16 protein-coding genes are annotated in these 13,286 nt (G+C 71.0%); 9 read left to right on the forward strand and 7 right to left on the reverse strand.

Annotated elements, in window-relative coordinates; genetic code table 11:
* Positions 1 to 68: 68 nt before the first annotated feature.
* Complete coding sequence (locus CJZ80_RS08605) at positions 69 to 440, reverse strand: VOC family protein (RefSeq protein WP_094512593.1); 372 nt, start codon at positions 438 to 440, stop codon at positions 69 to 71.
* 142 nt (positions 441 to 582) lie between these two features.
* Here CJZ80_RS08605 and mtnA point away from each other — a divergent pair, with 142 nt between their 5' ends.
* Positions 583 to 1,701, forward strand: coding sequence for an S-methyl-5-thioribose-1-phosphate isomerase (gene mtnA, locus CJZ80_RS08610; RefSeq protein ID WP_094512596.1), 1,119 nt, complete (start codon positions 583 to 585; stop codon positions 1,699 to 1,701).
* 20 nt (positions 1,702 to 1,721) lie between these two features.
* Here the strand turns inward: mtnA and CJZ80_RS08615 are convergent, their stop codons facing one another.
* Together CJZ80_RS08615 and CJZ80_RS08620 are read right to left on the reverse strand one after the other, a co-directional pair.
* On the reverse strand, positions 1,722 to 2,141 hold the full coding sequence (locus tag CJZ80_RS08615) for a cytochrome c oxidase assembly factor Coa1 family protein (RefSeq protein ID WP_094512598.1): 420 nt from the start codon (positions 2,139 to 2,141) through the stop codon (positions 1,722 to 1,724).
* 24 nt (positions 2,142 to 2,165) lie between these two features.
* Positions 2,166 to 2,594 carry a hypothetical protein gene (locus CJZ80_RS08620; protein ID WP_094512601.1) on the reverse strand — a complete coding sequence of 143 codons (429 nt, stop codon included), beginning with the start codon at positions 2,592 to 2,594 and terminating at the stop codon, positions 2,166 to 2,168.
* Between the two features lie 95 nt (positions 2,595 to 2,689).
* Here CJZ80_RS08620 and CJZ80_RS08625 point away from each other — a divergent pair, with 95 nt between their 5' ends.
* On the forward strand, positions 2,690 to 3,667 hold the full coding sequence (locus tag CJZ80_RS08625; protein ID WP_094512604.1) for a class I SAM-dependent methyltransferase: 978 nt from the start codon (positions 2,690 to 2,692) through the stop codon (positions 3,665 to 3,667).
* Between the two features lie 33 nt (positions 3,668 to 3,700).
* On the opposite strand, the gene CJZ80_RS08630 is transcribed toward CJZ80_RS08625, so the two are convergent.
* Both CJZ80_RS08630 and CJZ80_RS08635 read right to left on the reverse strand, forming a co-directional pair.
* Positions 3,701 to 4,702 (reverse strand): zinc-binding alcohol dehydrogenase family protein, encoded by a 1,002-nt coding sequence (locus tag CJZ80_RS08630; RefSeq protein ID WP_094512607.1) that lies wholly within the window; start codon positions 4,700 to 4,702, stop codon positions 3,701 to 3,703.
* A 10-nt stretch (positions 4,703 to 4,712) separates the two neighbouring features.
* On the reverse strand, positions 4,713 to 5,177 hold the full coding sequence (locus CJZ80_RS08635) for a hypothetical protein (RefSeq protein WP_233132931.1): 465 nt from the start codon (positions 5,175 to 5,177) through the stop codon (positions 4,713 to 4,715).
* A gap of 55 nt (positions 5,178 to 5,232) precedes the next feature.
* Between CJZ80_RS08635 and CJZ80_RS08640 the strand changes: the two genes are divergently transcribed.
* On the forward strand, positions 5,233 to 7,377 hold the full coding sequence (locus tag CJZ80_RS08640) for a bifunctional aldolase/short-chain dehydrogenase (RefSeq protein WP_094512610.1): 2,145 nt from the start codon (positions 5,233 to 5,235) through the stop codon (positions 7,375 to 7,377).
* A 57-nt stretch (positions 7,378 to 7,434) separates the two neighbouring features.
* On the opposite strand, the gene CJZ80_RS08645 is transcribed toward CJZ80_RS08640, so the two are convergent.
* Positions 7,435 to 7,998 (reverse strand): hypothetical protein, encoded by a 564-nt coding sequence (locus CJZ80_RS08645; protein ID WP_094512611.1) that lies wholly within the window; start codon positions 7,996 to 7,998, stop codon positions 7,435 to 7,437.
* A gap of 31 nt (positions 7,999 to 8,029) precedes the next feature.
* Here CJZ80_RS08645 and era point away from each other — a divergent pair, with 31 nt between their 5' ends.
* From era to larB, 6 genes are all read left to right on the forward strand, one after another.
* Entirely contained in the window at positions 8,030 to 9,043 is a 1,014-nt protein-coding gene (gene era, locus CJZ80_RS08650) for a GTPase Era (RefSeq protein ID WP_094512612.1), read from the forward strand.
* A 102-nt stretch (positions 9,044 to 9,145) separates the two neighbouring features.
* Entirely contained in the window at positions 9,146 to 9,619 is a 474-nt protein-coding gene (locus tag CJZ80_RS08655) for a phycobiliprotein lyase (RefSeq protein ID WP_094512613.1), read from the forward strand.
* Between the two features lie 14 nt (positions 9,620 to 9,633).
* The gene (gene trmD / locus CJZ80_RS08660) at positions 9,634 to 10,362 is read left to right on the forward strand and encodes a tRNA (guanosine(37)-N1)-methyltransferase TrmD (RefSeq protein ID WP_094512793.1); all 729 of its coding nucleotides are present in this window, start codon (positions 9,634 to 9,636) and stop codon (positions 10,360 to 10,362) included.
* A 28-nt stretch (positions 10,363 to 10,390) separates the two neighbouring features.
* The gene (gene ispF, locus CJZ80_RS08665) at positions 10,391 to 10,870 is read left to right on the forward strand and encodes a 2-C-methyl-D-erythritol 2,4-cyclodiphosphate synthase (RefSeq protein ID WP_094512614.1); all 480 of its coding nucleotides are present in this window, start codon (positions 10,391 to 10,393) and stop codon (positions 10,868 to 10,870) included.
* The gene (locus CJZ80_RS08670) at positions 10,867 to 11,346 is read left to right on the forward strand and encodes a TIGR03792 family protein (protein WP_233132932.1); all 480 of its coding nucleotides are present in this window, start codon (positions 10,867 to 10,869) and stop codon (positions 11,344 to 11,346) included. Before ispF ends, CJZ80_RS08670 begins: the two co-directional genes overlap by 4 nt.
* The gene (gene larB, locus CJZ80_RS08675) at positions 11,343 to 12,134 is read left to right on the forward strand and encodes a nickel pincer cofactor biosynthesis protein LarB (RefSeq protein WP_094512615.1); all 792 of its coding nucleotides are present in this window, start codon (positions 11,343 to 11,345) and stop codon (positions 12,132 to 12,134) included. Before CJZ80_RS08670 ends, larB begins: the two co-directional genes overlap by 4 nt.
* A gap of 142 nt (positions 12,135 to 12,276) precedes the next feature.
* Here larB and CJZ80_RS08680 read toward each other — a convergent pair whose 3' ends face one another.
* Positions 12,277 to 13,260 carry a DUF1517 domain-containing protein gene (locus CJZ80_RS08680; protein WP_369803013.1) on the reverse strand — a complete coding sequence of 328 codons (984 nt, stop codon included), beginning with the start codon at positions 13,258 to 13,260 and terminating at the stop codon, positions 12,277 to 12,279.
* Between the last annotated feature and the right edge of the window lie 26 nt (positions 13,261 to 13,286).

The raw sequence follows: 13,286 nt of genomic DNA on the forward strand, positions 1-13,286 counted from the left end.
GCGTTCCAACGCCGACAACCGCCAGAACAGGACGCCTTCTTTCCGCCGCCTGACCCTGGTGGCTTCGGCTAACGCAGCGAATGCAGCCCGATTGGGTTGCCCTCCGTGTCGATGACCACAGAGATGAAGCCGAAGTTGCCGATCGCCATCTTCGGCCGGCACACCGTGCCGCCAGCGGGCACCACGCGGCTTTCCTCCACCGCGCAATCGTCGCAATTGAAATACACCATCGTGCCGCCTTTCCCCGGTTCGCACCCCGCCATCTTCATCAGTGCCCCACCGGCGCCCACCTGCCCGTCATCCATCGGGAAGCACCAGTAGGCCATCTCTGGGTTGGAGAAGTCCTGGAATTCCACCTGGAACACGGCCGTATAGAACGCTTTGGCACGCTCGATGTCGTGGACGTTCAGCTCAAACCAGGTGACCGGATTCGACGCCATGGCCTGGAGGGATGGGTTTCGCCGATTTTAGGTTGGTTTTCTGATCATTTCCTGCCGTGGTGTTCTGGCTCACGTCCCCGCCCGGCGCCGCTGGGCAGCAGGGCGAAACAATGGGGCCGATGCCTGCACCCCCCGCACCTCCATGAACATCGACGGCAGGCCCTGGCGCACCATCTGGCTGGAGGATGGCGGCCGCTCGGTCGGTGTGATCGACCAGACCCTGCTGCCGCACCGCTTCGTGACCCGCTCGCTCACCAGCGTCGAGGAGGCGGCCGAGGCGATCGTCACCATGGTGGTGCGGGGGGCTCCCCTGATCGGCGTCACCGGGGCCTACGGGCTGATGCTGGCCCTGCAGGCCGACCCCTCCGATGCCTCCCTGGCCGCGGCCTTCGAGCGCCTCGATGCCACCCGCCCCACCGCCATCAACCTGCGCTGGGCCCTGGAACGGGTGCGGGCCCAGGTGTTGCCTCTGGCGGCGGAGCAGCGCGCCGAGGCGGCCAAGGCCGAGGCGGCCGCCATCGCCGAGGAGGACGTGGCCATGTGCGAGGCGATCGGCGACCACGGCCTGCGCCTGTTCCAGGAGATCGCCGCCAGCCGCCCCGAGGAGCGCCGCGGCCAGCCCCTGAACGTGCTCACCCACTGCAATGCCGGCTGGCTGGCCACGGTCGACTGGGGCACGGCCCTGGCGCCGATCTACAAGGCGCACCGCTCCGGCCTGCCGATCCACGTGTGGGTTGACGAGACCCGCCCCCGCAACCAGGGGGCCAGCCTGACGGCCTTCGAGCTGGGCCGGGAGGGGGTGCCCCACACCGTGATCGTCGACAACGCCGGCGGGCATCTGATGCAGCACGGCCAGGTGGATGCGGTGATCGTCGGCACCGACCGCACCACCCGCTGCGGCGATGTCTGCAACAAGATCGGCACCTACCTCAAGGCCCTGGCCGCCCACGACAACGGCGTGCCCTTCTACGTGGCCCTGCCCGCCTCCACCATCGACTGGTCGATCGCCGACGGGGTGGCCGAGATCCCGATCGAGGCCCGCTCCCCCCTGGAGGTGACCCGCATCGCCGGCAAGCCCGCCGCAGGGGAGCCCACCAGCGTGCAGCTGGTGCCCGATGGCAGCGACGGCTTCAACCCCGCCTTTGATGTCACCCCCGCCCGGCTGGTGACGGCCCTGATCACCGAGCGGGGCGTGGCGCCGGCCAGCGAGGCGGGCCTCCAGGCCCTCTATGCCGCCTCGGTGGCGGTGGCCGCGGGTTGAGCAGCTGCCCGTCGCTCGATTCAGAGCGAGGGCCGCAGCAGGCTGATGGGTTCACCGGCGCCGTCCGGTCGGACCGTCAGGGTGGAGTAGGTCCAGGTGCCGGCGCTCTGGCGGGCCTCCACGTACAGGGTGCCGTTGCCCCTGGACCCCTGCAGGGGAATGGCCAGGTTGGCCTGGCCCGTGCCACCGGAAAGATTGACGCTGCCGGACACCAGCAAGCCCCCATTGATCGGGGCGCCCAGCCGACTGATCACCACCGGATCCTTCTGGGCCTTGGCCAGGGCCTGCTGGTAGGGCGTGGTCGATTTGATCAGCCCGAACACGAGGCCGACGATCAGAGCGATGAAGCCGGCAAGCCCGGCCACCCCCGTGAGGCAGCCGGCCGGCACCAGCCATTTCCAGTTGCGGGCCCACCAGTTGGGGGCTGGCTTGCTGTCCATGGGGCCACTCTGGTCCTTGACCCCTCAGAGCCCTTCGAAGCGGACGTTGAGGTTCAGCTGGTTGGGGCCGAGGGCGGTGGCCTGAAGCACCAGGGCGGCCGCCTTGCCCTCGGCGGTGCCATCCACTTTGGTGCCCGCCGGCGGATCCAGCACCAGGTTGAAGCCCCACGGGCCCACCACGGTGTTGATCTTGCGCTCGCTGTAGCCCTGCTTGGCCAGGGAGGCCTTCACCTTGGCGAGCAGCTCGTCCGGCTTGCCGGGCAGCTGGGTGTTGAGGCTGGTCTGGCCGATGGCGTTCGCGGCGAACAGGCTGGCGGCCGGCTTGGGCAGCGGCAGTGACAGGCCCTTGAGCAGGGATCCGGCCGGGGTGGCCAGGGCGGCTCCGCCGACCAGGGCGCCGGCTCCCACCAGCAGGGAGGTGGAGAAGGCCAGCAGACGGGGACGCCAGTCCATGGCTTGTTCTTCGCGGCAGCAGTGCAACCGTACCCCGATTCAGCCGGGCTGGCTGCGGCGAGAATGCAGTCCCCCGCCACTGCCGCTCCGCCGCCATGGCCCAGGCCCAGCCCGCCGCTCCGGCCCTGACCGCCGCCGCCCCGCCCCCCAACTGGGTGGCTTCGCGCCATCCCCTCGGCTGGCTGATCGACCGGCTGCTGGCGGTCGAGCCCCTGCGCCGGCTGCTGTTCCTCCAGGCCCGCCAGCTGATCATCCGCACCGCCGAGCGCCGCGGCATCGCCTGGCGGGCGCGGTGCGAGGAGCTCGTGCGGCAGGCCGAGCCGCTGCTGGCCAGCAGCTCGGATGCGGCCACCCAGGTGCCGCCTTACTACCGGGCCCGGTTTCACGCCTACCAGGAGGGCAACCTCTGCTGGCAGGCGGCCGGTGAGGCGGAGCAGGCCACCGATGCGATGGCCCTGCGGGTGTGGCCGGGGGAGACCCTGGAGCCCCAGGACGCCCAGCGGCGGCTGCGGGACGCGATCTTTGCGGCGATCGAGCCCAGCCTCATCGGCCCGGTGCGCAGCGCTCTCGACATCGGGTGCTCGGTGGGCGTCGGCACCCTGGCCCTCAAGGACTGGCTGGAGCGACGTGAGGGCACAGGCGTCGCCGTCGACGGCCTCGACCTCTCCCCCCAGATGCTGGCGGTGGCCAGGGTCCGCGACCCCGGCGGCCGCATCCGCCGCTGGCACCACGCCGCCGCCGAAGCCACCGGCCTGCCGGCGGCCAGCGTCGACCTGATCACCCTCCAGTTCGTCTGCCACGAGCTGCCCGCAGGCGCCACCCGGGCGGTGCTGCAGGAGGCGGCGCGCCTCCTGCGTCCCGGCGGGGTGGTGGCCCTGGTGGATCAGGATCCCGATTCGGCCGTGATCCGCCGCCTGCCGGCGCCGATCGCCACCCTGCTCAAGAGCACCGAGCCCTACCTGGCCGACTACTTCGGCCTCGATCTGCCCAGGACCCTGGAGCAGGCTGGCTTCCGCGACGTGCGCCGGGAGGCCTGCGACCCCCGCCACCGGGTGCTGGTGGCCGTGCGCTGAGGCCTCCCCGAGTGCGGCGGGCGCCCATGGCGCTCAGCCCCAGCCGCTGAGTGCGATCTTGCCGATCGTGCTCCCGGAGGCCAGCTGGGCATGGGCAAGCTCCAGGTTGGTGGCGTTGATGGGGCTGAGGGTGCGGCCCAGGGTGGGGCGCAGCTCGCCGGCCTCGAACAGCGCGGCGAGGTGATCCAGGATCTCCCCCTGCCGCCCCATGTCGGCGGTCTGGAACTGGGAGCGGCTGAACATGAACTCCCAGGCGAAGGTCACGCTCTTGGCCTTGAGCAGGTTGAGGTCGAGGGGGTGGCGGTTGCCCACGATCGCCACGATCGACCCCAGCGGGGCGATGAGCTCGGCCATCACCTCCCAGTAGGCGTCGGTGTCGCTGAAGTTGGCGATCCGATCCACCGCCTCGAAGCCCAGGGCGGCCAGCTGGGGAGCCAGGGGCCGGTGGTGGTCGACGACGTGGTGGGCCCCCAGCTCCTGCACCCAGGCGGTGCTCTCGGGGCGCGAGGCGCTGGCGATCACCACCACCCCGGCCCGGCGGGCCAGCTGGATGGCAATCGAGCCCACCCCGCCGGCGCCGCCGAGGATCAGCAGGCTGGCGCCCTTGGCGCTCCCGCCACCGCCGTCATCCGGATCCAGCCCGAGGCGCTCGAACAGGGACTCCCAGGCCGTCAGCCCCGTCAGCGGCACGCTGGCCGCCTCGGCCCAGGAGAGCCGGGTCGGTTTGCGGCCCACCAGGCGCTCGTCCACCAGCACGGCTTCGGCGCTGCAGCCGGCCCTACCCGCATCGCCGGCGAACATCACCGGATCCCCCACCCGGAAGCGGCGCACCCGCTCCCCCACCGCGCTCACCACCCCGGCACCATCCCAGCCCAGCTGCTTCGGAGCCGCGCCGGGGCCCACGGCTGCACGCAACTTGGTGTCGATCGGGTTCACCGCCACCGCCTCGATCCGCACCAGCAGGTCGTGGGGGCCGGGCACGGGCTCCGGCAGCTCCGTGTCCACCAGGGCAGGGGTGGCGAGAATCGCTCTCATGGCGGCGGGGTCAGTAGCGGCAGTAGCCCACCTCCCCCTTCAGGGGCGGTTTGCAGGGGAAGCGCAGCGGCACGAAGATCCGGTTGCCGTTGGCGTCGTTGGTGAGCGAGATGTTGTCCTGCACGTAGAGCTCCCGGCGCCAGAGGCCCCCCAGCCGGTCGCGCAGCAGGTCGCTGCCGCTGGGGTCCTTGCCCTTGCCGGACATCTCCCGGTAGGTCATCGACAGGCCGTCCTTCCAGCGGATCTTCAGGCCGCCGGGGATCTGCTCATCCACGCAGGCCAGGGGCTTGCCGTTGTACTCGCAGTCCTTCCAGCCGTCGCGGGGAATCTGGGGCGGGTTCGGCTGCTGGGCCGGGCCGGGCGCCGCCAGGGCCAGCATCACCAGTGGCACCACCGGCAGCAACGCCGCTGCCGCCCACCCCCTGCCTTTCTGCTGCGGGGTGAGCGGGGGCCTGCGGCGGCAGTGGGACGACACGGGCAGGCCCTGCAGGGTGGCTCCCCGTAGTCTCCCCCAAGCTCCTTCCCGTCCCATGGCCGTGCTCAACCGCTGGTCCGACGCCGATGCGCAGGCGGCTGTGGCCCACTACGGCGCCCGGGGCGTGAGCGAGGCGCTGGCCCTGCGCACCTACTCCGCCCGCCTGCTGGGCGCCGACCCGGAACTGGTGCTGCACGGCGGCGGCAACACCTCGCTGAAAACGAGCGTCACCGACCTGCTCGGCGACACCATCTCCGTGTTGTGCGTCAAGGGCAGCGGCTGGGATCTGGCCACGATCGAGCCGCCGGGCCACCCGGCCGTGCAGCTGGAGCCGCTGCTGCGGCTGCGCGCGCTGCCGTCCCTCAGCGACGAGGACATGGTGGCGGCCCAGCGGCGCCACCTGATCGATCCGGCGGCGCCCAACCCCTCGGTGGAGGCCCTGCTGCATGCCTTCCTCCCCCATGCCTTCATCGATCACACCCATGCGGTGGCGCTGCTGGCGCTGGCCGATCAGCCCGACGCCGAGGCGGTGTGCCGTCGGGTCTATGGCGAGCGGGTGGCGATCGTTCCCTACGTGATGCCCGGCTTCGCGCTGGCCAAGGCGGCCGCCGAGGCCTATGAGGCGGCCGCGGCGTCCGCCGCCGCCCGCGGCCAGGAGCTGGAGGGGATGGTGCTGCTCCAGCACGGGCTGTTTTCCTTCGGGGCCACGGCCAAGCAGAGCTACGAGCGGATGATTGCGCTGGTGGAGGAGGCCGAGCGCGCCCTCAGCCACAGCGAGCGCCTGTTTCAGCCATGCGGACTGCCGAGCCGCCCGGCACCTGCGGCGGCGTTGCTGCCGCTGGTGCGTGGGGCCCTGAGCCGGGCCGCCGAGCGTCAGGGCTGTGCGCGCCGCTGGCTGCTGGATCTGCGGCAGACCGCCAACTCCCTGGCGGTGGCCAACGACCAGCGCCTTGGCGACTGGGCCGGGCGGGGGGTCGCCACCCCCGACCATGTGATCCGCACCAAGGCCCAACCGTTGGTGCTGCCGCCGGCGCCGCCGGCAGAGGGTCCCGAGGCCGGGCCGGCCCTGCAGTCCTGGGCGGTGCAACTGGAAGCTGTGATGCAGGCCTATGTGGACGACTATCAGGCCTACGTGCACCGCCAGAACAGCCGCGTGGGCGGCCACAAGACGCCGCTGGATCCCCTGCCGCGCGTGATCGCCATCCCCGGCCTGGGCCTGGTGGGAGTGGGCGCCAGTGCGGCGGCGGCCGCCGTCACCGCCGACATCGCCGAGGCCTGGGCCCAGACGCTGCTGGCCGCCGAGGCGCTGGGCCGCTTTCAGCCCGTTGGTGAGGACGACACCTTCGACATGGAGTACTGGAGCCTGGAGCAGGCCAAGCTCGGCAAGGGTAAGGAGCTGCCCCTGGCCCGGCACGTGGTGTTGGTCACCGGTGGAGCGGGTGGCATCGGCGCGGCGATCGCCCGGGCTTTCGCTGTCGTCGGTGCCGAGGTGGCCGTGCTCGATCGTGACGCCGAGGGGGCTGCCGCCGTGGCCGCCAGCTGCGGCAAGCGGGCGCTGGCGCTCAATGCCGATGTCACCGCACCGGCGCAGGTGCGCGCGGCCATCGATCAGCTGGTGACCCGCTTCGGTGGCCTCGATCTGGTGGTGTCCAATGCCGGCGCCGCCTGGACCGGCCCGATCGCCACCCTTGAAGACGCCGATCTGCGTGCCAGCTTCGAGCTCAACCTTTTCGCCCACCAGCACGTGGCCCAGGCCGCTGTCGCCGTGTTCCGCGCCCAGGACGGCGCAGGCCTCACCTCAGCTGCTCCCGATCCCTCCCCGCTGGGCGGCCAGCTGCTGTTCAACGTCTCCAAGCAGGCCCTCAATCCCGGCCCGAACTTCGGTGCCTACGGCATCGCGAAAGCGGCCCTGCTGGCGCTGATGCGCCAATACGCGCTCGAGGGGGGTACGGAGTGCATCCGTGCCAATGCCATCAATGCTGATCGCATCCGCTCCGGCCTGCTCGACGACGCCATGATCCGCGCGCGCTCCGTCGCCCGCGGCGTCAGCGAGGCCGCCTACATGGGCGGCAACCTGCTGGGCCAGGAAGTGACCGCCGCCGATGTGGCCGAGGCCTTCGTGGCCCTGGCCCGCCTGGATCGCACCACCGGCGCCGTGCTCACCGTCGACGGCGGCAACGTGGCGGCGATGGTGCGGTGAGGGATCAAGCCCACCAACCAACTGCCGGCCCATGCGCTTGCAAGCAGCCATTCCCTCTCAAGCGGGCTCTGCCACTTCCTTGATCGCCGCCGCGATCGCGGCACGCTGCTCGGCGTCGTAGCCCCAGCGCTCCAGGAAAGCCACGTCGTTACCACGGCCTGCCGTGGCCTCCAGCAGCGTTTCAAGCCGCTCCTTCACAGCCCTGGGGTCCAGCAGGCGCAGCAACTCCACACACCGCTGGTGCACCCGCTCGGAACTGGCCTGCATGGCCCCATCGTCCTGGCGCTGATGGTGCAAGGCCATCGCCTTGCTCATCGCCAGGTTGCGGGCGGTGAGATCCACCACACCGGCGCCGGCCTGGCGTAACTGCCACACCAGGCCATCGGGCAGGCGGTCCATCAGGGGGGAATCGCCGGCCAGCGCCACCACGAAGAACCCCCGGGCGCCATCGCGGCTCTGCACCAGCTCCCCCACCCGATCCGCCAGCACTTCGTCGCTCAGCTCGCCGTTCTCCCACAAGCCCAGCCACTGGGCCGTGATCTCCATGGCCTGCGGAAAGCTGGGAACAGCAGCGGGGCTTCCGGCTCCCGCACCGAGTGAAGCCGGGGTGGAGGCAGACATCGACGGCCCTTGGGATGACACTGTTGAAGGTATGCATTCTCCGCTCCTACCGGCGAGCCACCCGCCCGACTTCCGCTCCGGGTTCGTGGCCCTGGTGGGCCGGCCCAACGTCGGCAAATCGACGCTGCTCAACCAGCTGGTGGGGGAGAAGGTGGCGATCACCTCCCCCGTGGCCCAGACCACCCGCAACCGTCTAAGGGCGATCCTCACCACTCCCGCCGCCCAGCTGGTGCTGCTGGACACTCCCGGCATCCACAAGCCCCATCACCTGCTGGGGGAACGGCTGGTGCGCAGCGCCCGCTCCGCCATCGGCGACGTGGACGTGGTGCTGCTGTTGGTGGACGGCAGCCAGCCGGCCGGCCGCGGTGACGGCTTCATCGTGGAGCTGCTGCGCCAGAGCCGCAGGCCTGTGCTGGTGGCCCTGAACAAATGGGACCTGGTGGATCCGGCGGAAGCCACCGCCCTGCAACACAGCTATGACGCCCTGCTGAACGACCGAGGAACCACCGGCTTCCGCGGCGACGAGCCCAGCGGCGCCCCTGCTGACGCCACCAGCGGCGCAGGCGCCCGTGAAGCCCTCGCCCCCTTCGCCGAGCTCTTCCCATGCAGCGCCACCAGTGGCGAGGGCTGCGAGGCGCTGGTGGCGGCCCTCACGGCACGGCTGCCGCTGGGCCCGGCGCTCTACCCGGCCGACACCATCAGCGACCAGCCGGAGCAGTTGCTGCTCGCCGAACTGATCCGCGAGCAGGTGTTGACCCTCACCCGCGAGGAGGTGCCCCACTCGGTGGCGGTCCAGGTGGAGCGGATCGTGGAAGACGGCAAGCGAACGGCCGTGCTCGCCACGGTGGTGGTGGAGCGCTCCAGCCAGAAAGGCATCCTGATCGGCAAGGGCGGAACCATGCTGCGGGACATCGGCAGCGGCGCCCGCGTCCAGATGCAGAAGGTGTTCGACGGGCCCGTGTACCTCGAGCTGTTCGTGAAGGTGGTGCCGAACTGGCGCCGCAACCCGGCGCGGCTGGCGGAGCTGGGCTACCGGGAGGAGTGAAGGCTGGCCGCGCGAGCCGCCCGGCGGCGCGCTGGCCCCTGCCGTTGCCGCTGGGCCCTGAGCCGTGCTTCAGGATGGGCGCACCGCCCGCCCACTGCCGCCATGACCGGCCCGAGCCCAGCGTTCCCACCGGCGGATCTGCCCGCCTTCCTGCAGCTCTGCGCCGGCCGCTGGATGGGTCTGCGCAGCACGCTGGCCGGCAGCGCCAGCAGCAACCCAGACGACGGCGCCGCTCCCTTGAGCGAGCGGGGGGAGGTGGAGGTGACCCTGCTGGAGGCAGGTGCCGCAGGCGATCTGGGCGGCCTGCAGGTGAATGCCCCGGAGGGCATCCGCAGCACGCTCGGCTTTGACGGTGACGGCGGCCTGCGGGGCGTCGACGGAACGATCGGTCGCTGGCAACTCTGGCCTGACGGAAGCCTGGAACTGGAACTTCAGCGCCGTGAGGGCCTGGTGCGGGAACGGATCTGGTTCACCAAGCCCAACCTGCGCCTGCGCAGCAGCGTGGAGCACCGCGCCGATGGCAGTGCCGCGGTGGCCAGTTTCTGCAGCGAGATTCGCCGCGTGAGCGCCTCCTGAGCACCGTGAGCGGCCTGCGGATCGATGTCGTGACGCTGGTGCCGGAGGCCTTCGAGCCCCTGCGCGGGCTCGGGGTGATCGGCCGCTCGTTCGCCGCCGGTCGGGCCAGCCTGCACACCCACAACCCCCGCGATTTCGCCACCGACCGCTACCGCAAGGTGGACGATGTGCCCTACGGCGGTGGTGCGGGCATGGTGCTCAAACCCGAGCCGGTCTTCGCCGCCTTCGAGGCGATCCCGCAACTGGAGCGCCGTACGGTGTTGCTGATGAGCCCGCAGGGCCAGCCTCTGCGGCAGGCCCACCTGCGCCACTGGGCCACCAGCTGCGACCAGCTGGTGCTGCTCTGCGGCCACTACGAGGGCTTCGACGAACGCATCCGCAGCCTGGCCGATGCGGAGGTGTCGATCGGCGACTTCGTGCTCACTGGCGGGGAGCTGCCGGCGATGACCGTGATCAATGGGGTGGTGCGGCTGCTGCCCGGCACGGTGGGCACCGCCGCCTCGCTCGACGACGAAAGCCACAGCGCCCTGCTGCTGGAGCATCCCCAGTACACCCGCCCGGCCAGCTTTCGCGGCATGGAGGTGCCCCAGGTGCTGCGCAACGGCCACCACGCGGTGATCGCCAGCTGGCGCCACGCGCAGCAACTGCAGCGCACCCGCGAGCGCCGCCCCGATCTCTACCAGCGCTGGCTGGAGCAGGGAGGCGGCGCGGACGACGCGTCCGCGCCGGGAGAATGCCCATGATGGCTCCGCTTCGCCTCACGGCTTCGGCATGCAGCTGCGCATCGGCAACGGCTACGACATCCACCGGCTGGTAAGCGGACGGCCCCTGATCCTCGGGGGCATCCGGCTCGACCATCCGCTCGGCCTCGATGGCCACAGCGACGCCGACGTGCTGGTGCACGCGCTGATGGATGCCCTGCTGGGCGCCCTCAGCCTCGGCGACATCGGCCGCCATTTCCCGCCGGAGGACGCGCGCTGGAAAGGCGCCGACAGCCTGCTGCTGCTTGAGCGGGTGATGGAGCTGGTGCGCGAGCAGGGCTGGCAGGTGGTGAACGTGGATGCGGTGGTGGTGGCGGAGCAGCCCAAGCTCAAGCCCCACATCGAGGCCATGCGTGCCGCCATCGCCGCACGGCTGGCGGTGGAGCCGGAACAGGTGGGGGTGAAAGCCACCACCAACGAAGGTCTGGGGCCTACCGGCCGTCAGGAGGGCATCGCCTGCCATGCCGTCGCCCTGCTGCAGAAACCATGAAGGGTTGGTGGCTGGCGCTCTGCCTGGGGCTGGCCCTGCTGGTGGCGCCTGGGCTACAACCGGGCATGGCTCTTGCCGCGCCGGGCGCTGCCGGCTCAGGCCTGGAAGCTGGCGCAGACGTGGCAGCCAGGGCCGACGTGGGCGCCGGAGCTGGAGCCATCGAGCTCTTGCGGTTGCGGGTGCCGGCAGAGCAGCGCAACTGCTGGTTGCAGGCTGAAGCGGTGGGGTGGGGGCCCTGGTTGGAGCGGCAGCAGGGTTTCGCGGGCCGGGAGCTGTTCTGGAACGCCCGCGACACGGAAGGCGTGCTGCTGATCCGCTGGCGGCGGGCGTCCGACTGGCATGGCCTTGCAGAAACCAGCCTGGCGGAGCCCCAGCAACGCTTCGAGGCGGAGGCACGCCGCTGTCTGGCTCTGCCCACCACCGCAGACAACCCCTTTGCGCTGCTGGGCAGCGCCGAACTGCTGCCGCAACCATGAACACCTTCGGCACCGGGCCGATCCCTCCTCACAACGACCCCGAGATCGCGTCTCAGCACAACCCGGGGCCCGGCCTGATTGCTGGGGTGGCCGAGCTCGATCTGGAGCGTCCGCTGCGGCTGGGGATGACGGAAGCGATCTGGGGCCAGGACAAGAGCGCTACACAGATCGCCGCCATCCTGCTGCGGCTGGCCCAGACCGCCCAGACCGTTCTGGTGACGCGCGTGAGTGACGAGAAGGCTGCCGCTGTTGCCGTTCTCTGCCGAGAGGCGCTGCCGCCGCTACCGGCAGAGCGGGCTCTGGCCTATCACCCGATCGCCCGCTGCCTGACGCTCGGCCTGCAGGAGGGCAGCAGCGAGCCGCCGGTGGCTGCCACGCCGTCGGTGGCGGTGGTGTGCGCCGGCAGCAGCGATCTGGCCGTGGCCCAGGAGGCGGGCCTGGCCCTGCGCTGCCACGGCATTGCCCACGACCTGGTGGTGGACGTGGGCGTGGCGGGACTGCAGCGCCTGCTCGGCAAGCTGGAGCGGCTGCGGCGTGCCCGCGTGTTGATCGTGTGCGCCGGCATGGAAGGGGCCCTGCCCACCGTGGTGGCCGGGCTGTTGCCCCAGCCGGTGATCGCCGTGCCGGTGTCGGTGGGCTACGGCGTGAGTGCCGGCGGCATGGCGGCGCTGCACGGCATGCTCGCCAGCTGCGCGCCAGGGCTTGCCGTGGTGAACATCGACAACGGCTACGGCGCCGCCATGGCCGCTCTGCGCATCCTCAACGCAAATGAACAGGGCGATCACTGAGCGGGTTGCCAGTTCAAGCAGTTGAAGCGGCTGTGGCCGAAAGCCTCTTCAACTGATGGGATCGAGCGGCTGCAGCCGTTGCTTGGCCTTTGCAGGGGTTGAACGGCTATGGCTGTGTGGCGCGTGCAGCCGTGGCTGAGGCTCAGAGGTGCTGCAGCTGTGGGTAGGCGGTAAGCAGTTCCTCGGTGCTGAGCACTTCGCCCTCGCCTTCGGGCTGCCAGATCACTTCGAGGGCCAGCAGATCAGTGGAGCTCACAGCTCCCAGCACGCCAAGCGCGTTGCGGAGGTCGTCGGCAGTGCTGGCGGATTTGATCGGGATGCGGCCGCGGCTGGCCACCAGCAGGGTGATGGCGATGAAATCGCTGGTGGCATCGGCGTTGCCCACCGGCGCGGCGGCATCCTGGAAGCGCTTGCCGCCCACATTGGAGGTGACCTCGCGGCGCAGCTTGCTGCGCTCTGTCATCGAGAGGCGGTTGAAGGTGGTTTCGGCGCTGGGAAAGGGCACCTGACCCACTTCCACGTTGGCGTACACCCAGAGATCGGGGTTGCGCAGCAACGAGAGGGTGGTTTCCTGCAGCACCCGCTGCAGGCCGGCGCTGCTGCCGGTGTCCGCCTGTGCTGCCAGGCGGCGCAGATCGCTCTGCAGATCGCGGGCCGTGGCGAGCAGGCCCATCTGCAGCTGCGCCACTGCCACGGGGCCGTCCGCGCGGGGAGCGACCATCGCCCCGCCGCCATTGCCGCCGGTCAGCGCGCCGCCACCTCCACCGCGCAGGGTGTTGGCGATCACGCCCACGATCGCCATCAGGACCAGGAAGCCGAACAAGCCGCCGCCGCCGAAGCCGAAGATCGGGATCAGGAAGGGGAAGCCGATGCCGCCGCCGAAGCCGCCACCGCCGCCCCGGTAGCCGCCACCCCCGAAGCTCCCGCCACCACCGCCGCTGAAGTTACGCGGCATGGAGGGGGCGGAACGGAAACTGCCGCCGCCGATGCGGCCACCGCTGGCGGCCTGGCTCGGCTGCGGCGCAGCGAACATCACCAGGGTGCTGAGCAGGAACGGCAGCACCAGCCAGGCCGACAGGCGCAGGCGCCCCGCGCTGGCACGGCCGGTGGCTTGGGGAGAGGACACGTCAGTTGCCGCTGCGAATGGCTCGA

Source organism: Synechococcus sp. MW101C3, assembly GCF_002252635.1.
Taxonomy (GTDB): Bacteria; Cyanobacteriota; Cyanobacteriia; order PCC-6307; family Cyanobiaceae; genus MW101C3.

Coding starts and splice junctions, on each gene's coding strand:
- CJZ80_RS08605 (WP_094512593.1), bottom strand. CDS start 440: ATGGCGTCGAATCCGGTCACCTGGTTTGAGCTGAACGTCCACGACATC.
- mtnA (WP_094512596.1), top strand. CDS start 583: ATGAACATCGACGGCAGGCCCTGGCGCACCATCTGGCTGGAGGATGGC.
- CJZ80_RS08615 (WP_094512598.1), bottom strand. CDS start 2,141: ATGGACAGCAAGCCAGCCCCCAACTGGTGGGCCCGCAACTGGAAATGG.
- CJZ80_RS08620 (WP_094512601.1), bottom strand. CDS start 2,594: ATGGACTGGCGTCCCCGTCTGCTGGCCTTCTCCACCTCCCTGCTGGTG.
- CJZ80_RS08625 (WP_094512604.1), top strand. CDS start 2,690: ATGGCCCAGGCCCAGCCCGCCGCTCCGGCCCTGACCGCCGCCGCCCCG.
- CJZ80_RS08630 (WP_094512607.1), bottom strand. CDS start 4,702: ATGAGAGCGATTCTCGCCACCCCTGCCCTGGTGGACACGGAGCTGCCG.
- CJZ80_RS08640 (WP_094512610.1), top strand. CDS start 5,233: ATGGCCGTGCTCAACCGCTGGTCCGACGCCGATGCGCAGGCGGCTGTG.
- CJZ80_RS08645 (WP_094512611.1), bottom strand. CDS start 7,998: ATGTCTGCCTCCACCCCGGCTTCACTCGGTGCGGGAGCCGGAAGCCCC.
- era (WP_094512612.1), top strand. CDS start 8,030: ATGCATTCTCCGCTCCTACCGGCGAGCCACCCGCCCGACTTCCGCTCC.
- CJZ80_RS08655 (WP_094512613.1), top strand. CDS start 9,146: ATGACCGGCCCGAGCCCAGCGTTCCCACCGGCGGATCTGCCCGCCTTC.
- ispF (WP_094512614.1), top strand. CDS start 10,391: ATGCAGCTGCGCATCGGCAACGGCTACGACATCCACCGGCTGGTAAGC.
- CJZ80_RS08670 (WP_233132932.1), top strand. CDS start 10,867: ATGAAGGGTTGGTGGCTGGCGCTCTGCCTGGGGCTGGCCCTGCTGGTG.
- larB (WP_094512615.1), top strand. CDS start 11,343: ATGAACACCTTCGGCACCGGGCCGATCCCTCCTCACAACGACCCCGAG.